General features: G+C 76.0%; 14 protein-coding genes. 7 read left to right on the forward strand and 7 right to left on the reverse strand.

Annotated features, from left to right (window positions below):
• Nucleotides 1–187: 187 nt before the first annotated feature.
• From AGRA3207_RS00220 to AGRA3207_RS00230, 3 genes are all read left to right on the forward strand, one after another.
• Entirely contained in the window at nt 188–1,075 is an 888-nt protein-coding gene (locus tag AGRA3207_RS00220; protein ID WP_231332505.1) for a glycosyltransferase family 2 protein, read from the forward strand.
• A 69-nt stretch (nt 1,076–1,144) separates the two neighbouring features.
• On the forward strand, nt 1,145–1,972 hold the full coding sequence (locus AGRA3207_RS00225; protein WP_231332506.1) for a glycosyltransferase family 2 protein: 828 nt from the start codon (nt 1,145–1,147) through the stop codon (nt 1,970–1,972).
• A gap of 73 nt (nt 1,973–2,045) precedes the next feature.
• The gene (locus tag AGRA3207_RS00230; RefSeq protein WP_231332507.1) at nt 2,046–2,651 is read left to right on the forward strand and encodes a flavodoxin family protein; all 606 of its coding nucleotides are present in this window, start codon (nt 2,046–2,048) and stop codon (nt 2,649–2,651) included.
• A gap of 6 nt (nt 2,652–2,657) precedes the next feature.
• On the opposite strand, the gene AGRA3207_RS00235 is transcribed toward AGRA3207_RS00230, so the two are convergent.
• The gene (locus AGRA3207_RS00235; RefSeq protein ID WP_231332508.1) at nt 2,658–4,094 is read right to left on the reverse strand and encodes an MFS transporter; all 1,437 of its coding nucleotides are present in this window, start codon (nt 4,092–4,094) and stop codon (nt 2,658–2,660) included.
• 109 nt (nt 4,095–4,203) lie between these two features.
• Between AGRA3207_RS00235 and AGRA3207_RS00240 the strand changes: the two genes are divergently transcribed.
• Nucleotides 4,204–5,085 carry a helix-turn-helix transcriptional regulator gene (locus tag AGRA3207_RS00240; RefSeq protein WP_231336531.1) on the forward strand — a complete coding sequence of 294 codons (882 nt, stop codon included), beginning with the start codon at nt 4,204–4,206 and terminating at the stop codon, nt 5,083–5,085.
• 139 nt (nt 5,086–5,224) lie between these two features.
• Nucleotides 5,225–7,264: a phenylacetic acid degradation bifunctional protein PaaZ gene (gene paaZ / locus AGRA3207_RS00245; protein ID WP_231332509.1), complete on the forward strand. Its 2,040-nt coding sequence runs from the start codon at nt 5,225–5,227 to the stop codon at nt 7,262–7,264.
• A 63-nt stretch (nt 7,265–7,327) separates the two neighbouring features.
• Here paaZ and AGRA3207_RS00250 read toward each other — a convergent pair whose 3' ends face one another.
• Both AGRA3207_RS00250 and AGRA3207_RS00255 read right to left on the reverse strand, forming a co-directional pair.
• Entirely contained in the window at nt 7,328–8,467 is a 1,140-nt protein-coding gene (locus AGRA3207_RS00250) for an NAD(P)/FAD-dependent oxidoreductase (RefSeq protein ID WP_231332510.1), read from the reverse strand.
• A gap of 8 nt (nt 8,468–8,475) precedes the next feature.
• Nucleotides 8,476–10,014: an aldehyde dehydrogenase family protein gene (locus AGRA3207_RS00255; protein WP_231332511.1), complete on the reverse strand. Its 1,539-nt coding sequence runs from the start codon at nt 10,012–10,014 to the stop codon at nt 8,476–8,478.
• 250 nt (nt 10,015–10,264) lie between these two features.
• Here AGRA3207_RS00255 and AGRA3207_RS00260 point away from each other — a divergent pair, with 250 nt between their 5' ends.
• Together AGRA3207_RS00260 and AGRA3207_RS00265 are read left to right on the forward strand one after the other, a co-directional pair.
• Nucleotides 10,265–12,412 carry a thiamine pyrophosphate-dependent enzyme gene (locus AGRA3207_RS00260; protein WP_231332512.1) on the forward strand — a complete coding sequence of 716 codons (2,148 nt, stop codon included), beginning with the start codon at nt 10,265–10,267 and terminating at the stop codon, nt 12,410–12,412.
• Between the two features lie 106 nt (nt 12,413–12,518).
• Entirely contained in the window at nt 12,519–14,471 is a 1,953-nt protein-coding gene (locus AGRA3207_RS00265) for a glycine betaine ABC transporter substrate-binding protein (protein ID WP_231332513.1), read from the forward strand.
• Nucleotides 14,472–14,588: 117 nt separating this feature from the next.
• On the opposite strand, the gene AGRA3207_RS00270 is transcribed toward AGRA3207_RS00265, so the two are convergent.
• Genes AGRA3207_RS00270 through AGRA3207_RS00285 form a run of 4 tightly spaced genes read right to left on the reverse strand, consistent with a single transcriptional unit; the run spans nt 14,589 to nt 18,745 of the window.
• Entirely contained in the window at nt 14,589–15,518 is a 930-nt protein-coding gene (locus AGRA3207_RS00270) for an ABC transporter substrate-binding protein (protein ID WP_231332514.1), read from the reverse strand.
• Nucleotides 15,518–16,687, reverse strand: coding sequence for an LLM class flavin-dependent oxidoreductase (locus AGRA3207_RS00275; RefSeq protein WP_231332515.1), 1,170 nt, complete (start codon nt 16,685–16,687; stop codon nt 15,518–15,520). Before AGRA3207_RS00275 ends, AGRA3207_RS00270 begins: the two co-directional genes overlap by 1 nt.
• The gene (locus tag AGRA3207_RS00280) at nt 16,677–17,720 is read right to left on the reverse strand and encodes an LLM class flavin-dependent oxidoreductase (RefSeq protein WP_231332516.1); all 1,044 of its coding nucleotides are present in this window, start codon (nt 17,718–17,720) and stop codon (nt 16,677–16,679) included. The genes AGRA3207_RS00275 and AGRA3207_RS00280 overlap by 11 nt, the downstream gene beginning before the upstream one ends.
• Complete coding sequence (locus tag AGRA3207_RS00285) at nt 17,717–18,745, reverse strand: ABC transporter substrate-binding protein (RefSeq protein ID WP_231332517.1); 1,029 nt, start codon at nt 18,743–18,745, stop codon at nt 17,717–17,719. The genes AGRA3207_RS00280 and AGRA3207_RS00285 overlap by 4 nt, the downstream gene beginning before the upstream one ends.
• Nucleotides 18,746–18,748: the final 3 nt, after the last annotated feature.

Below are 18,748 nucleotides of genomic sequence, written 5' to 3' on the forward strand. Positions count from 1 at the left end.
CAGATGCCGTCGTCGTAGGCACCGCCCAGGGGTGCTAACCAGAGCAAATCCCCTATAGGTGATTTCCCATTGCCGAGAACCGGCTCACTAAACACCGCTTCTCGGAAAGACCGTGGCGAACAAGGCGCGGTGGTACATCTAGACCGTCGCCATACATTTCCTCGCCCGGCTCGGGTACTGGCCGCCCATGCGTTTCACCGTCGTGGTCATCACCCGGAACCGCAGGCGCGCGCTGCTGGCCGCGCTCGCGCGCCTGCGGTCACTCGCGGAACGGCCTCCGGTCATCGTGGTGGACAACGCCTCGGAGGACGGCAGCGCCGACGCCGTCGCCGCCCTCTTCCCGGAGTTCCGCCTGATCCGGTCGCGACGCAACCTGGGCGCCGTCGCGCGCAACGCCGCGGTGGACCACGTCCGCACCCCGTACACGGCCTTCTGCGACGACGACGTCTGGTGGGAGCCGGAGGCGCCCTCCCGCGCCGCGGACCTCCTGGACGCCCATCCGCGCCTCGCGGTCGTGACCGCCCGGATCCTGGTGGAGCCGGGCGGGCGCGAGGACCCGATCGTGACCGAGCTGCGGCACTCGCCCGTCCCGGGCCCGCCGTGGCTGCCCGGGCCGGCGCTCGGCTCCTTCCTGGCCGGGGCGTCCATGGTCCGGGTCGCCGCCTTCCGCGAGGCCGGCGGGTTCTGTCCCCGGCTGTGGCTCGGCGGCGAGGAGGAGCTCCTCAGCGCCGACCTGATGGCGCTCGGCTGGCACCTCTGCTACGCCGACGACGTGGTCGTGCACCACGAGCCGTCACCGCGGCGCGAAGCGAGCCTGAGGCGCCGGCACGGAATCCGCAACACACTGTGGTTCACCTGGCTGCGCCGCCCGCTGCCCGCCGCGGCCCGCCGCACGGCCGGGCTCCTGCGCACGCTGCCCCGCGACCGGGTCACCGCGGGGGCGCTCGCCGAGGCCCTGGCCGGGCTGCCGTGGGTCGCCCGCGAGCGCCGGACGCTGCCCCGCGACGTCGAGGAGCGGCTCCGCACGCTGGAGGCGTCCCAGCGCCATTCCAAGGCCCGGCGCTATGTCGGATGACGGCCGGTGCCACCGCGCGGGCGGGACGCCCGCCACAAGGGCGGACCCCCGCCCGGAAGGAGCGGCCCGATGGCCGATGTCACGGTCGTCGTCGCGACCCGGAACCGCGCCGACGAGCTGCGCCGCAGCCTCCGCCGGCACCACGCCCCGGTGATCGTCGCCGACAACGCCTCCGCCGACGACACCCCGGAGGTCGCCGAGGCCGCCGGCGCCGAGGTGGTGCGGCTGCCGCGCAACCTCGGGGCGGCGGCCCGCAACATCGGCGCCGAGCGCGCCGCGACGCCCTACGTCGCCTTCGCCGACGACGACTCCTGGTGGGCGCCCGGCGCGCTGGAACGGGCCGTGCGGCTCCTCGGCTCGCACCCGCGGGCGGCGCTGCTGGCCGCGCGCGTGCTCGTCGGCGAGGACGAGCGGCTGGAGCCGGTGTCCGCGCAGATGGCGCGCGCGCCGCTCGGCCGGCCGGGCGGCCTGCCGGGGCCGGCCGTCCTCGGGTTCCTGGCCTGCTCGGCCATCGTGCGCCGCGACGCCTTCCTCGGCGTCGGCGGCTTCTCGCCGGTCCTGCACTTCGGAGGCGAGGAGGAACTCCTCGCGCTCGACCTGGCCGCCGCGGGCTGGGGCCTGGCGTACGTGGACGAGCTCGTCGTCCACCACCACCCCTCCACGGCGAACCGCGACCCGGCGGCCAGACGGCGCCGGGAGGCCCGCAACCGGCTGCTCACCGCGTGGCTCCGGCGCCCGCTGCCCGCCGTGGCCCGCGCCACCGCCGCCGCCCTCACCACCCGGGACGGGCGGGCGGGGCTCGCCGACGCCGCCCGCGTCCTGCCCGCGCTGGCCCTGGCCCGCCGGCCGGTCCCCCCGGCCGTCGAGGCGGCGCGGGCGCGGCTGGCGGGCCGCTGACCCGCGACGTTTCGGGGCGGTGGGCGGGGTAGGCCGCCCGAGACCGCCCGCCGACAAGCGAAGGAGACACCGGATGCGCGCCGTGGTGATCAACTGCACGCTGAAGCGCTCGCCCGAGAAGTCCAACACCGAGGCGCTCGCCGCCGTGGTCGAGGGCGAGCTGCGCGCCCGGGACGTCACCGTGGAGAGCATCCGCGCGGTGGACCTGGACATCCCGCCGGGGGTGGAGACCGATCTCGGCTCCGGCGATCAGTGGCCGGGCGTCCACCGGTCGCTGGTGGAGTCGGAGATCCTGGTGATCGCGTCGCCGACCTGGGCGGGTCATCCGTCGTCGGTCGCGCAGCGGGTCATCGAGCGGATGGACGCGATGCTGTCGGAGAAGGACGACGCGGGACGGCCGATCGCCTACAACCGGGTCGCCGGGGTGGTCGTCACCGGGAACGAGGACGGGGCGCACCACGTGATCAGCGAGATCAGCGGGGCGCTGAACGAGTTCGGCTACACGATCCCCGGCCAGGCGTGGACGTACTGGAACCGGGGGCCCGGCCCCGGGGAGAGCTACCTGGACTCCGGCGAGGGCCGGGACTGGTCGGCGAGCACCGGCCGGGCGATGGCCTCCAACCTCGTGGCCGCCGCGGCGGCGCTCGCCGCGCGTCCCATCCCGGCGCCGCCGTCCTGACCGGCGTCAGGTCCCGGGCCCGGCGGCGCGGGCCGTCCCGCCCCGCGCCAGGGCGGCGCCCCACACGGCCGCGAACACGGCGGCGGCTGCCAGCGCCCACCCGGTGCCGTACTCGGCGTGCCGCGTGGAGCCGCCGTCCCCGGCGAGCGTGAGGAACAGCGTCCCGACGGTCGCGACACCGGTGACCTGGCCGATCTGCATGAGCGTCAGCATCAGGCCGCCGGCGTCGGCGGCGTCCTCGGCCGGAACGTGGCGCAGCGCCGTCGTCATGACGACCGGCATCACGCCGAGGCCGGCGCCGATGACCGTCGTCAGCACCAGGTACCGGGGGCCGCCGTCCGCGAGCGGGCCCACGCACAGATAGCCCGCCGCCGCGACGGCGAACCCGGCCGGGACGGCGCGGCCGTGCCAGCGGGCGGGCAGGCGCTGCCAGCTCAGCCCGACCAGCCCGAACGCGGTGACGCACGGCACGAACGCCAGCCCGGACCTCAGCGGCGACATGCCCAGGTCGCCCTGGAGGTGCAGGGTGGTGGTGAACAGGAACGCGGCCCAGGTGCACGGCGCGAGGACCAGCACGGCGCAGGCGACCGCGAGCCGCGGCGCGCGCAGGACCCGCCCGGAGATGAGCGGCCGCCCGCCACCGGCCGCGACCCGCCGCTCCACCGCCGCGAACACGGCCAGGAACGCGGCGCTCGCCGCCAGCGACGCCCACCCCCACAGCGGCCAGCCCAGCTCGTGGCCGAGGATCAGCGGGACGACCAGCAGCAGCACCGCCGGGGACAGCGTCGCCAGGCCCGGCAGGTCCAGGCGGCCGCCGCGCGGGCCCCGGTCGGCCGGCAGCAGCCGCGGCCCCGCCAGCAGCAGCGCGGCGCCGATCGGCACGTTGACGAGGAAGACCGCCCGCCAGCCGGAGCCGAGCAGGCCGGCGCTGACGAGCAGGCCGCCCGCGACCTGGCCGGCGACGATGCCGCCCGCGATGACCGCCGAGTAGACGCCGAGCGCGCGGGCCCGTGCCGCGCCGGTGAAGTTCCGCTGGATCATCGACATCACCTGCGGCGTCATCAGCGCGGCGCCCGCGCCCTGCAGGAACCGGAAGCCCACCAGCGTCCAGGTGGACGGCGCCAGCCCGCAGGCCAGCGACGTCACCGTGAACGCGGCCAGCCCGAGGTGGTACATGCGGCGGTTCCCCGCGATGTCGCCGAGCCTGGCCCCCGTGATCAGCAGGACGGCGTAGGAGATGATGTAGCCCGCCACGACCAGCTGGAGCCCCGCGCCGGAGGCGTGCAGGTCCGCGCGCATGGTGGGCAGGGCCACGTTGACGATGTTGACGTCCAGGATCGCCATGAACTGCCCGAGCAGGAGCAGGGCCAGCATGAGGCGGCCCGGCCCGTTCCGCGGGCCCCGATCGGGGACGGTCCCGGGCAGATCGGTTGTCTGAGTCATGGACACGAGCATCCGGGAGCCCCGGTACCGGTAACGAGAGCCCGCGGATACTGGTACCGGCAGCACCTGGAAGGAACGGCGGGCGCACGGCAGGCTGGGGGGCGTGACGATGACCGGCGTGGGCACCGCGGGCGGCCCGAGGGGGCGGCAGCGCCGCGGCGAGCTGGCGGCGTTCCTGCGCAGCCGGCGTGAGCGGATCACCCCCGCCGACGTCGGGATGCCGCCCGGCCCGCGCCGCCGCACGCCCGGCCTGCGCCGGGAGGAGGTCGCCCAGCTCGCCGGGGTCGGCGTCACCTGGTACACCTGGCTGGAGCAGGGCCGCCCGATCAACGCCAGCACGCAGGTCCTGGACGCGGTGGCCCGCACCCTGCGCCTGGACGCCGCCGAGCGCGAGCACCTGTACCGGCTGGCCGAGGTCCCGGACGCGGCCGCCCCCGAGGACGCCGACGTCCTGCCCGAGGACGTGCAGACGGTCCTGGACGCCCTCGACCCCGTCCCCGCCGCGGTCTACAACGGCCGTTCCGACCTCCTCGCCTGGAACCGCGCCTACGCGGCGATCTTCCCGCGCGTGGTGGCCGCGCCGCCCGGCGAGCGCAACTCGATGTGGATGGTGTTCACGCTCCCGCCGTGCTGCAACCCGGTCGTGAACATGGCCACGGAGGGGCCGGCGCACGTCGCGGTGTTCCGCCACCGCTACAGCCGGCACGTGGACGAGCCGGGCTGGAAGGAGCTCGTCCGGCGGCTCCGGGCGGCCAGCCCCGAGTTCGCGCGGCTCTGGGCCGACCACGACGTCGCCGTCCCCGTGGCGCGGACCAAGGTGTTCCAGCACCACGCCGTCGGCCTGGTGCGCACCCGCACCACCAGCCTGGACCTCAGCGCGGCGCCCGGCTCCCGCATGATCGTCTACGCGCCGACCGACGCCGGGAGCCGCGAGCGGATCGGCTGGCTGCTCGCCCACCCCGAGGCCGCCGCCCCCGACCACGTCCACTGAACGGCCGTTCCCGGCCGGCCCGGGAGCCCCCCGCCCGCCGCGTGCGCGATCGGGCGCCCGCGTCCCCGTCCCCGCCCGGAGGCGTGAAGGGAGCCCGAGCGTGGCAAGAAGAACCTGAGATCTGGACGAGGAGGTCCCGGTGGTCGTGCTGCGCAGCTATGTGTCGGGTTCGTGGTCCTCTCCTGACGACGAGGGGGCGCCGCTGCGCGACGCCGTCACCGGGGAGGAGGTCGCGCGGATCTCCTCGGCGGGGATCGACATGGGCGCCGCCCTCGACCACGGGCGGCGCGTGGGCGGCCCCGTCCTGCGGGAGCTGACGTTCCACCAGCGCGCCGCCTTGCTGAAGGCGCTGGCGTCCCATCTGAGGGAGCACCGCGAGGAGCTGTACGCGCTGTCGGCGCGGACGGGCGCCACGCTCGGGGACTCCCGGTTCGACGTGGACGGCGGCATCGGGGTGCTGTTCGGCTATGCGGGCAAGGGCAGGCGGGAACTGCCCAACGACCGGATCCTGGTCGAGGGGGACGTGGAGCCGCTGGGCAAGGGCGGCACGTTCACCGGGCAGCACCTGTGCACGCCGTCCCTCGGTGTGGCGGTGCAGATCAACGCGTTCAACTTCCCGGTCTGGGGACCGCTGGAGAAGCTGGCGCCCGCGTTCCTCGCGGGGGTCCCGAGCCTGGTCAAGCCCGCGAGCCAGACCGCCTACCTGACGGCCCGGCTGATCGAGCTGGTCGTCGAGTCCGGCATCCTGCCGGAGGGCTCGGTGCAGCTGGTGTGCGGTGAGCCCCGTGACCTGCTCGACCACCTCACGGAGCAGGACATCGTCGCGTTCACCGGGTCGGCGTCCACCGCCCGCCTGCTGCGCACCCACCCCGCGGTCGTCGGGAACGCGGTGCGGTTCAACGCCGAGGCCGACTCGCTGAACTGCTCGATCCTGGGCCCGGACGCCACGCCCGGCACACCGGAGTTCGACCTGTTCGTCGAGCAGCTCGTCACCGAGATGACCGTCAAGGCCGGGCAGAAGTGCACCGCGATCCGGCGGGCGCTGGTCCCGGCGTCCCTCATCGACGACGTGGCCGCCGCCGCCCGCGAGCGGCTCGCCTCGGTCACGGTCGGGAACCCGGCCGTCCCGGAGGTCCGGATGGGCGCCCTCGCCGGCCTCGGCCAGCGCGAGGAGGTGCGCCGCTCGCTCAAGGCGCTCCTGGACGCGGCGCGCGTCGTCTCCGGCGACCCCGGCCGCGTCGAGGTCGTGGACGCGGACGCCGAGCGGGGCGCGTTCATGGCGCCGATCCTGCTGCGGGCCGACGACGCCGACCGCGCCGAGCCGCACGAGGTCGAGGCGTTCGGGCCGGTGAGCACGCTGCTGCCCTACGAGGGGACGGCGCGGGCGGTCGCGCTGGCCGCGCGGGGCCGGGGCAGCCTCGCCGGGTCCGTGGTGACCGCCGACGCCGGGTTCGCCCGCGACGTCGTGCTCGGCGCGGCGCCCTGGCACGGGCGGCTGCTCGTCCTGAACCGGGAGGACGCCGGGGAGTCCACTGGGCACGGGTCGCCGCTGCCCGCGCTCGTCCACGGCGGCCCCGGACGCGCCGGCGGCGGCGAGGAGCTGGGCGGGATCCGCGGCGTCGTCCACCACATGCGCCGCACCGCCGTGCAGGCCGGTCCCGCGACACTGACCGCGATCACCGGCAGGTGGGTGCCCGGCACCGACCGGACGGTCACCCGCGAGCACCCGTTCCGCAGGCACCTGGAGGACCTGCGCGTCGGCGACACCGCCGTCGGCGGGCCCCGCGCCGTCACCCTCGCCGACGTCGAGCACTTCGCCGAGTTCACCGGCGACACCTTCTACGCCCACATGGACGAGGACGCCGCGCGGGCCAACCCGTTCTTCGGCGGGCGCGTCGCCCACGGCTACCTCATCGTCTCGTTCGCGGCCGGGCTGTTCGTCGACCCCGCCCCCGGGCCCGTCCTGGCGAACTACGGCCTGGAGAACCTGCGCTTCCTCACCCCCGTCAACCCCGGGGACGAGCTGACCGTCACGCTGACCGCCAAGCAGATCACGCCGCGCGAGGGCGCGGACTACGGCGAGGTCCGCTGGGACACCGACGTCACCAACCAGGACGGCGCGTCGGTCGCCAAGTACGACGTGCTGACCCTGGTGGCCAGGCGGCCGACGCACGGCTGACCGGCGCGGCCGGGCCGTGGACCGCGGCGCCGCGGTGCGCCCGCGCGACGCCGCCGGGCGCCGTCAGACGCGGGCGGTCTCCGGGCGGAGCCGGTCGCCCGCCAGCCGCGCGGCGTCCAGGGGCGTGACGTCCACGGGAGGCTCGCGGCCGAGGTAGAGGTCCCGGACGACCTCGCCGACCGCCGGCCCCTGCAGGAAGCCGTGCCCGGAGAAGCCCGTCGCGTACAGGAACCGGGACACCCCCGGGGCCTCGCCGATGAGGGCGTTGTGGTCGGGGGTGACCTCGTACAGGCCGGCCCAGCCGCCGGTCAGGCGGGCGTCGAGCAGCCGCGGTGCGCGGGCGCCGATCGCCGCGGTGAGGCGGGGGAGCCAGGCGTCGGAGTAGCCGAGCGCGAAGCCCGGCCGCTCGTCGGGGTCGGACATCCCGAGCAGCAGCCCGGCGCCCTCGCCGTGGAAGTAGAACGAGGTCGTGAAGTCGATGGTCATCGGCACCGGGCGGGGCAGGTCGGGCATCGGCCCGGTGACGGCGATCTGGCGCCGCAGCGGCTCCACCGGGAGGTCCACCCCCGCCATCGCGCCGACCGCCGCCGACCAGGCCCCCGCCGCGCAGACGACCGCCGCCGCCGCGACGCGGCCCGCCGCCGTGCGGACGCCCGTGACCCGGCCGCCGTCGACGTCGACGCCGAGGACCTCGCAGCGGGTGCGGATCCGCGCGCCGTGCCGGCGCGCCCCGGCGGCGTATCCGAGCACCACCGACTCCGGGGTGCAGTGCCCGTCGTCGGGGGAGTACGCGGCGGCCAGCAGACCGTCCGGCGCGACCAGCGGGGACAGCCGCCGCGCCTCCGCCACCGTGAGCATGCGGCTCGGGACGCCCAGCGCGTTCTGCAGGGCCACGCTCCGCTCGAACGCCGCCACGTCCTCCGGCCGCGACAGCAGGAACAGGTACCCGACACGGCGCAGGTCGATCTCCTGGCCCGGCCGCGTCCCGAACCGCGCGAACGCCTCCAGGCTGCGGGCGCCGAGCCGGATGTTGACCTCGTCGGAGAACTGCGCCCGGACGCCGCCCGCGGCCTTGCAGGTCGAGCCCGAGCCCAGTGCGCCGCGCTCCAGCAGGAGCACCCCCACCCCGGCCTCGGCGAGGTGGAAGGCGATGCTCGTCCCCATCACGCCGCCGCCGATGACGACGACCTCGGCCGCGTCCACCGTGCCCCCTAGAGCCGGAAGCCCAGGTCGGGCTCCATCTCGATGACGTCCATCTGCGCCTTCTGGAGCCGTCCCGAGTGGTCCCAGTTCATCGACTGCCAGCGGGTGAACTGGTCCAGCACCCACATCCCCGACTGGCGGCTCCCGTTCCCCGACCGCCCGTTCCCGCCGAACGGCAGGTGCGCCTCGGCCCCGGACGTGGAGTTGTTCACGCTGACCATCCCGGCCGAGACCCGCCGCCGGAACGCGAACACCGTCGCCGGGTCCGCCGTGTAGATCGACGCGGACAGCCCGTAGCCGGGGGCGTTGGCGAGGGCGACGGCCTCGTCCGGCGTGCGGTAGGACGCGACGCCGACGATGGGCCCGAACGTCTCGTTCATGAACAGCTCGTCGCCGGGGCCCGTGCCGTCCACGATCACGGGGTGGTAGAACAGCCCGGCCCCGGGGTCGCCGACGAAGCCGGCGCGCGGGTTGGCCGCCGTGATCCGTCCCGTCCCCGACGAGCCGTGGACGGTGTGCCGCGGGCCGATCCAGCCGAGGGCCTTCTCGAAGCCGTCGGCGAACCGCTCGCACATCAGCGGCCCGAACAGCACGTCGGCGGCCGGGTCGCCGACCGGCGCGGCCCGCGCCGCCTCGTCGAGCAGCCGGACGAACTCCGCGTGCACCGACTCGTGCACGATCGCCGTGCCGAGGGAGGTGCAGCGCTGCCCGGCGGTGCCGAACCCCGAGAACAGGGCGCCCTCGACGGCCAGGGGGAGGTCGGCGTCCCCGGCGACGACCATCGGGTTCTTCCCGCCCAGCTCCAGGCACGGCGTCTGCAGGTGGCGGCCGCACAGCGCGCCGATCCGCGACCCGACCTCCGTGGAGCCGGTGAAGCCCACCTTGTCGACCAGCCCGGCGTCCAGTGCCTCCTCCAGCCCCCGGAACGTCTCCGGGCCGTCGGCGTACACGACGTTGAGGACGCCGTCCGGGAGCCCGGCGTGGGCGAACAGCTCGTAGAGCGCCTCCGCGCAGGCCGCCGCGTACTCCGCGGGCTTCCATACGACGGTGTTGCCGCACAGCAGCGCCGGGACGATGTACCAGGACGGCACCGCGACGGGGAAGTTCCCCGCCGTGATCACGGTGACGACCCCGACCGGGTCGCGGAACGTGAACAGCTGCTTGTCCGGCATCTCCGACGGCACGGTCTGGCCGTACAGCCGCCGCCCCTCCCCGAGGAAGAACGCGCACGTGTCCGCGATCTCCTGGACCTCGCCGAGGGCCTCGGCGTACGGCTTGCCGACCTCCCGGGTGACGAGACGGGCGAGGGCCTGCTTGTTGGCCTCGACCAGCCGCCCGGCGGCGGCGACGGCCTGCCCCCGGACGGGTGCCGGCACGTCCCGCCAGGCGTCCTGCGCCGCCCGCGCCGCGCGGCACGCGGCCACGACGTCGCCGCCCCCGGCGAGCGAGACCTCGGCGACCGTCTCGGACGTGCGGGAGGGATCGGTGGACCGGTACGGACGCGGCCCCGCCGGTATCCGGGCGCCGCCGATGACGGAGGTGAGCACGCTCCCAGCCTGGACGGCCCCCGCGCCCGCGCCAAGATCGGCCAGAGCACGGCTTGCTTACCGTGAGGCCAAGCCCGGCTGACGCTTCCGCCGCGCGCCGCCCGGCCGTCCCGCGGCATCGGGCCGGTTCCCGGTCCAGAGCTTGGCTCCGGCGCCCGCGGTGCCCGATGCTCGACTCCGCGGCCATACCGCAGCCCGCATCGCTGGCGCGCCGCGGCGCCTCGCGGGCACGACGACGCAGGGAGCCCGCATGCCCGAGCCCGCCGACGCCCATTTCCTGGAGCAGGCCGCCGCCCTCCGGCCGCCGGAGCCGCCCTCCCCCGCGGGGCCGCTCGGCAACGCGCGCCTGCTGGAGCTGTTCGACGCCCAGCTCGGCAGCCGGCACCTGGACCTCGCCGCGCGCCGGCTCCAGGCGGACGGCCACGGCTTCTACACCATCGGCTCGGCCGGGCACGAGGGCGGCGCCGCCGTGGCCGCGGTCCTGCGCCCCGGTGACCCGGCGCTCCTGCACTACCGGTCGGGCGCGTTCTTCCTGGAGCGCGCGCGGCAGGCGCCGGGCGGCGACCCGCTCCGCGACGTCCTCCTCGGCCTGGTCGCCGCCGCCGAGGACCCGGTCTCGGGGGGCCGTCACAAGGTCTTCGGCAGCAGGCGGCTCAACGTCATCCCGCAGACCTCGACGATCGCCTCCCACCTCCCGCGCGCGCTCGGCGTCGCGTTCGCGATCGAGCGCGCGGCGCGTCTCGGCCTGGACTCGCCGTGGCCGCGCGACGCGGTGGCCGTCTGCGGCTTCGGGGACGCCTCGGCCAACCACTCCACCGCGACGGGCGCGATCAACGCGGCGGTGAACTGCGGCTTCCAGGGCCTCCCCATGCCGTTGCTGCTGGTGTGCGAGGACAACGGCATCGGCATCAGCGTCCGCACGCCGCCCGGCTGGATCCACGCGGCGTACGGCTCCCGCCCGGGGCTGGCCTACTTCCACGCCGACGGCGGCGACCTGGAGGACGCCTACGACGCGGCGCGCCGGGCGGCCGCCTGGGTCCGCGGGCGCCGCCGTCCCGCGTTCCTGCACCTGCGCACGGTCCGCCTGATGGGCCACGCGGGCTCCGACGTCGAGACGTCCTACCGCACCCCCGCCGAGATCGCCGCCGATCTGGACGCCGACCCGCTGCTCGGCACCGCGCGGCTGCTCGTCGGCCGGGGCGCGGCGACCGCCGCGGAGGTCGTCGCGCTGTACGAGGCCAAGCGCGCCGAGGTGGCGGCGCTCGCCGCCGAGGTCGCCGGAGCCCCGAGGCTCGCGTCCGCCGCGGAGGTCATGGCCCCGCTGGCGGCGCCCGTCCGCCCGCGCCCGGCGCAGGCCGGGCCCGTGCCCGGCGTGCCCGACGGGGAGCCGGTGACCGTCGCGCGGGCGATCAACCGGACGCTCGGCGAGCTGCTCGACGAGCGGCCGGGCCTGCTGGTGTTCGGCGAGGACGTGGCGCGCAAGGGCGGCGTCTACGGCGTCACCCGCGGGCTGCGGCGGCGGGCCGGGGCGGCGCGGGTGTTCGACACGATCCTGGACGAGCAGTCGGTCCTCGGCCTGGCGCTCGGGCTCGGGGTGGCCGGGATGCTGCCCGTGCCGGAGATCCAGTACCTGGCCTATCTGCACAACGCCATCGACCAGATCCGCGGCGAGGCGGCGACGCTGCCGTTCTTCTCCGCCGGGCGGTACCGCAACCCCATGGTCGTGCGCATCGCCGCGTACGCCTACCAGAAGGGGTTCGGCGGCCATTTCCACAACGACAACGCGGTGGCGGCGCTGCGCGAGGTGCCGGGCCTCGTCATCGCCTCGCCGGCCCGGCCGGACGACGCCGCCGGGATGCTGCGCGCCTGCGTGGACGCCGCCGAGGACGCCGGGCGCGTCTGCGCGGTGCTGGAGCCGATCGCCCTCTACCACCACCGCGACCTGCACGAGGACGGCGACGGCGGCTGGCTCGCCGCGCCGCCGCCCGCCCCGGTCCCGCTCGGCCGGGCCCGCCTGCACGGGTCGGGCGGGGACGTCACGATCGTCACCTTCGCGAACGGGCTGCGGCTGAGCCTGCGCGCGGCCCGCCGCCTGGAGGGACGGGGCGTGCGCTGCCGCGTCCTCGACCTGCGCTGGCTCGCCCCGCTGCCCGTGGACGACCTGCTGCGCGAGGCGGAGGCCACCGGCGCCGTCCTGGTCGCCGACGAGACCCGCCGCACCGGGGGCGTCTCCGAGGCGGTCCTCGCCGCGCTGGCCGACCGGGGCTTCCGGGGCCGCGCGGCCCGCGTCGCCGGCGAGGACAGCTTCATCCCCCTCGGCGACGCCGCCCGCCACGTGCTGCTGTCGGAGAGGGCGATCGAGGACGCCGTCCTGCGGCTTCTCGACGGCCCGGTATGAAATCCCTGATCTCGCGAAGAATCGGACTATATTCCTGAACCGCCCCGCCGCGCACGGTGTCCCACGGGGCACACGTCTGCACTCGTCCCAGGAAAGGCGGCCCGCGGTGGCGGTCGAACCCCTGCGGCCGGACGACCCGGCCGACATCGGCGGATACGAGCTCCTCGGCCGTCTCGGGGCGGGCGGGCAGGGCGTGGTCTACGTCGCGCGCCGCCCCGGGTCGGACGGGCGGGTGGCGGTCAAGACGCCCCACCCCCGTCCCGCCGGGGCCGCGGACGCCGACCTCTCGGAGATCGCGCTCGTCCGCCAGATCGCCCGCTTCTGCACCGCGCGGGTCCTGGACGCCGGGACCGACGGGGACCGTCCGTTCATCGTCAGCGAGTACGTCGACGGCCCATCCCTGCGCGCCGCCGTGGAGGAGCACGGGCCGCTGGGCGGCGCGGAGCTGGAGCGCCTCGCCGTCGGGACGATGGTGGCGCTCACCGCCACCCACGCCGCGAACGTCGTCCACCGGGACTTCACGCCGGGGAACGTGCTCCTCGCCGCCGACGGCCCTCGCGTGGTCGACTTCGGGGTCGCCAGGGCGCTCGGGCCGTCCGGGCGCGGTGAACCGGGCGTGTCCGGGACGCCCGCGTTCATGGCGCCCGAGCAGGAGGCGGGCGGCGAGGTCGGCGCGGCCGCCGACGTCTACTCCTGGGCCGTCACGATGAGCTTCGCCGCGCTCGGCCCGCGGGTGTTCGGCGACGGCGGGCCGCACAGCGCGTTCGACCGGCGGCTGCGGCTGGAGCGGTACCTGGTGGACCTGCCGTCCTGGCTGAGCCGGGTCGTCGCGCCCTGCCTGGCGCAGGATCCGGTGGAGCGCCCCGCGGCGAGCGAGGTGCTGCTGCGCCTGCTCGGCCACGGCCCGGCCCGCGCCGGGGAGGACGACGGCACGTCCACGCGCCGCGACACCGGGGACGGCGCGGAGCCGGGACCGCCACCGGCGCCCGAGGCGCGGGTGGGGCATCCGCGCGCGCCGACCATCGGGCGGCGCGCCGAGGCGCGCTCCGGGGCCGCCGCCGCCGGGCATCCCGGGCCCGCGTCGGGCGGGACGGTCATCTCGGCCTGGCGCCGCCACCGCATCCTGATCGTGGCCACCGCGCTCGCCCTGTCCGGCGCCGTCGCCGCCGCGGCCGTCCTGTGGCCGCGCCAGGGCGGTTCCGGCGGACGCCGCCCCGCGGTGGCGGGACCTCCGTCCACGGCGCGGCGGATCACCGTGGGCTCGGCGAACTTCCCCGAGAGCGTCCTGCTGAGCGAGATCTACGCCCAGAAACTGGAGGCCGGGGGCCGGTCCGTCGTCCGCCGCCGCGGCATCGGGTCCCGCGAGACCTACTATCCGCTGGCCCGGTCCGGTGAGATCGACGTCGTCCCCGAGTACAACGGCGCGCTCGCCTCCTACGTCGGGGCCCTGGACCTGGACGCCGGGGCCCCGGCGACCACGCCGTCGGTGAACGCCGCACTCCGCACGGAGCTGCCGGCCCCGCTGGAGATCCTCGATTCCGCGAAGGCCGAGGACAAGGACGCGATCGTCGTCACGCGGCGGACCGTCACACGCTACGGCCTCACCTCGCTTGCCGGGCTCGCGGAGGTCTCGGACGGCTTCGTCCTCGGCGGCACGCCGGAGGCCGAGACACGGCACCAGGGGATGATCGGCCTCAGGGCCGTCTACGGCGCCCGGTTCAAGGACTTCCAGCCCTTCCGGCACGACGACTTCGGCACCCTCGCCGACCTGCTGGAGAAGGGGTCGCTGCAGGCGGCGCAGATGTTCACCACCGACCCCGCGCTCCGCGCCCGCGACTTCGTCGTCCTGGACGATCCGAAGCGGCTGTTCGGCGCCCAGAACGTCACGCCGCTGGTCAACCGCGGCGGCGTGGACGGCGCGGCCCGCGCCGCGCTCGACGCCGTCTCGGCCAAGCTCACCACCGACGACCTGCGCTACATGAACGCGCGGGTCGAGGTGAACCGGGACCCCGTCGAGGCCGTCGCCAAGGCGTGGCTCGTCCAGAACGGCCTGGTCTGACGGCCGGGCACGAGATCTCTTGTGGAGATCGGTGAGCGGCCCTCGCCCTCGCGCGCTCGACAGCGCCGGGCGGCCGTCACGCTGTGACGGCCGCCCGGCGCCGCCCCGGTCCCGCCGTCAGGGCGTGCGGGCCGCCCCGACCAGCTCCGCCACGCCCGGCAGGACCGCGTCCGCGACCGTGATCCTCCGGTCGATCAGCCCGGCGGCGTGGAAGAGGTCGGCCGCGCGCTGCTGCTCGGCGACGAACTCCCCGCTCACCGGCTCCAGGCCGAACGGCCGGTGCCGCAGGGCGTGCTCCCAGGCTGCCGGGTCGCCGCCGTCGTCGGCCGCGAACAGCTTCGCCGCCTCGGCCGGGTTCTCCTTGATCCAGGCGTCCGACTCGCGCAGCGCGGCGACGATGGCCGCCAGCTCCTCCCGGCGCTCCTCGGCGAAGTCGCGGCGCGTGAACCACAGCGACCGGTGGCTGAACAGGCCGCCGGTCTCGATGAGCGTGCGCGGGGCCGCCTCCCGCTCCACCCGCGTCAGCGCCGGGTACGAGCCGACCCACGCGTCGACCTCGCGGTCCAGGAACAGCTGCGCGGCGTCGCCGTAGGCGTCCACCGGCTCGATGTCGCTCCAGCCGAGGCCGGCGCCGTCCAGCGCGAACAGCAGCAGCGTCGTCTGCCAGGAGCCGTGCCCGAGCGCGACCCTGCGGCCCTTGAGGTCGGCGGGCGAGGCGATGCCCGAGTCCTCGTGGACGACGAGCCGCCCGTTCTCGTGCCGCGGGCCCGACGTCGCCACGTACACGATGTCGTGGCCCTTGGCCTGCGCCGTGACCGGCGGTGTCGAGCCGGTGCCGATGAAGTCGTACCCGCCGTCGAAGAGGTGGTCGCCGTGCGCGGACGGCAGGCCCTCGGCGGGCGACGGCCGGTCCCCGGACGGCAGCGAGCGGAAGTCCACCCACTCGACGTCGGGGAGGGAACGCTCCAGGACGCCCCGGTGGCGCAGCACCCACAGGGAGTTGTTGCTCGGGAAGTAGCCGACGCGGACGGGCTTGGACTCGGACATCAGGGGGTTCCTCTCGTCGCGGAGATGGGGGAGTGGTCGCGGAGGTCGTGGCCGCGCAGCAGGGGCAGCACCCGCTCGCCCACGCGGTACGCCTCCTCCAGGTGGGGCACACCGGCGAGGATGAACGCGTCCACGCCGATGCCGATCAGTTCGTCAAGCCGCGCGGCGACCTGCGCGTGACTGCCGACGAGGCCGAACGCCGGGCCGCCCCGCAGCAGGTGGAAGCCGCCCCACACGTTCGGGGCCGCCTCCAGCTCGCGGTAGTGCGTGACCGGCCAGCCGACGAAGGACGAGCTGCGCAGCCATCCGACCGAGTCGCCCGTGGCCTCGGGGCCGCGGAGCCGGGCGGGGTCGACGTGCCGCCAGCCGCGCCGGATCTCGTCCCAGGCCTCCTCCTCGGTCTCGCGGGCGAGCACGTCGACGCGCACCGCGAACCGCGGCGCCCGCCCGAGCGCCTCGGTGTGCTCGCGCACCTGCGCGAACTTGGCGGCCAGCGCCTCGAAGGGCTCCAGCCACGACAGGTAGTAGTCGGCGTGCCGCCCGGCGGCCCGGATCGCCGCGGGCGAGGAGCCGGAGAAGTAGATCTCCGGGAACGGCTGGCGGGCGAGCGGACCGGGCAGCCCGGCGCCCTCCACGCGGTAGAAGCGGCCCTCGTAGTCGAACGGCCCGCCGTCCCACACGCCCTTCAGCACGTCGAGGAACTCCGAGGTCCGCGCGTACCGGTCGTCGTGGTCGACCTTGTCGCCCCACCACAGCTGCGGGGGCCCGCCGCCACCGGAGATGACGTTGTAGACCACGCGCCCGCCGGTCACCCGCTGGAGGCTCGCCGACATCCGCGCGGCCTGCACCGGATGCAGGAACCCCGGCTGGTAGGCGATCATGAACCGGTAGGTGGTGGTCTCCCGGGCCAGGCTCGCGGCCGCCGCCCAGGGGTCGTCGGTGAACGGGAACGACGGCAGCAGCCCGCCGACGAACCCCGACAGCTCCGACGCCCGCGCCACGTCCGCCATGTGGTCGAGGTGGCTGTACCCGTCGCCGCGCCCGCCGCGGACGCCGGGCGTGATGGCGCCGGGCTCGCCCGGTGCCCAGTCCCCGCGGCTCGCGACGCGGCGGCGCAGCGAGCGCTGGTCACCGTGGGTCCCGATCCGCCAGTAGATGTCAATCGGCATGCGCGTGCTCCCTGCTCCTGTCCGGCGTCCCCGCCGTGTCCGGTGCCCCCGCCGTGCCGGGGGTCTCCGCGGTGCCCGGGGCGCCCGCCGGGCCCGTGCGGGCCAGCAGGGGGAGCAGGTTCTCGCCCAGGCGGTAGGTCTCCTCGATGTGCGGCACGGCCTGCAGGACGAACGTGGTGACGCCGCGCGCGGCGAAGTCCCCGATCACCTCCGCGACGTCCTCGTACGAGCCGACGAGCCCCGAGGGCGGGGCGCCCGCGGCGGCGCGGCGGGCGGCCTCGGCCGCGGCCTCCTCGCCGTCCTCGCGCGCCAGCACGGGCAGGGTCAGCCCGGCCGCCACGGCCCGGCGGTGGACCGCCGCCCGCCCGCGGAGGTCGGCGGTGAGCGCGTCCAGGTCGTCCCCGAGATCGAAGACGTGCACGTCGGCGTGCCGCGCCGACAGGTCGAGGGCCTCCGTGGACGTCCCGGTCAGATGGACGCGGGGGAACGGCCGGCTGGACAGCGGCTCCTGGAAGCCGCCCGCCAGCACATGGAAGAACCGTCCCTCGTAGGTGTAGGACTCCTCGTGCCACACGCCCTTGGCGATGGTGAGGAACTCGTCCGCGCGCGCGTAGCGGTCGAGGCCCTCCACGAAGTCGCCCTGGGCCCGCGCGACGGCCGGGTCGAGGTCTACCGACAGGCGCCAGTCGAGCCTCCCGCCGGAGAAGCGCTGCAACGACGCCGACACCTTCGCCGCGTACACCGGCGTGGCGACGCCGGGATGCAGGCCCGCGACGCCGCGCAGCCACCGGCTCGCCCGCAGCAGCCCGGACGTGACGACGACCGACTCCTCGCCGCCCGGGTCGAACGGCGCGAGCGCCCCGTCGAAGCCGACGATCTCGGCGGCCCGGCCGGCCTCCGCCAGATGGTCGAACGGCCCGTACACGCCGTACCGCAGGTCGGTCACGAACGGCGGGAGGGAGGCGGGCGGCGGCCCCCAGTCCCCGCGGGCGCCGTCCCCGCGTGACGGCAGCGTGACGATGAACTCCGTCATGCCGCCACCTCTCCCGCGGCCAGGCGCTCGCGCGCCTCGCGGAGCGGCTCGGGCGCCGCCCAGGCGTCCAGGTCCACGTCGGCGTCCAGGAACCCGTGCACGAGCAGGAAGTCCTTCTGGACGCGCAGGAGCGCGCGCCGCTCGCCCGACAGGTCGGGGTGCAGGGAGCGGTGGAAGCCGCCCCGGTAGGCGGTGGCGACGCCCTCGGCGTCCGAGCGGGTCTCGCCGGCGAGGATCTCGCGGACGGCGCCGAGGTCGCCCGCGGCCCATTCCGCCGCCCGCAGCGTCTGCGTCAGGAACGTCACCACCAGGTCGGGGCGTTCCTCCAGCAGCCGCTCGTGGACGGTGATGGGCCTCGGGGTGCCGTTGTTGACGCGGGTCCGCGGGTCGGGGTGGGCGTCCAGGTCGACGGCGACGGCGAGGCCGAGCTCGCGGGCCTGGTCGGCGGCCCGCGCGCCCTTGACGTACACCGCGTCCACCTCCCCGCGGACCAGGTGGTCGAGGCCGGGCCACGACAGCCGCCCGCCGCGCGCGTCCCGTCCCACGGAGGGGGACAGGTCGGCCGGGACCTCCACGAACGTGACGTCGTCGAGGGTGAGGCCGCCCTGTGCGAGGGCGCCCTTCACCCCGTGCAGGGCCATCGCGCGCGGGAAGCTCGTCGCGCGCGTCCCGGCCCAGCCGGGCAGGGCGACCCGGACGCCGCGCAGCCCGGCGGCGTCCTCGATCCCCGACCCGGGCCGCACCAGGATCGACTGCCATTCCTCGATCCACGTCAGACCGATCAGCCGTGTCGGCGCGCCCGCCGAGCGGGCCGCGAGGGCGGGGACGTTCCCGCCCTCGCGGAACAGCCCGAGCAGGTCGTGGTCGAAGTGGTGCCGGGCCAGCTCCGGGCCGGCGTCCTGCAGGACGCCCACCTCCAGCCCGGCGGCGCCGAACGCCTCCGACAGCCAGCCCCGGCGGTGCGCCAGGCCGCTGGCCGTCGGCACCGGGCAGCGGGTGAACCAGATTCTCTCTACCGAAGACACGGC

The organism is Actinomadura graeca (genome assembly GCF_019175365.1).
Taxonomy (GTDB): Bacteria; Actinomycetota; Actinomycetes; order Streptosporangiales; family Streptosporangiaceae; genus Spirillospora; species Spirillospora graeca.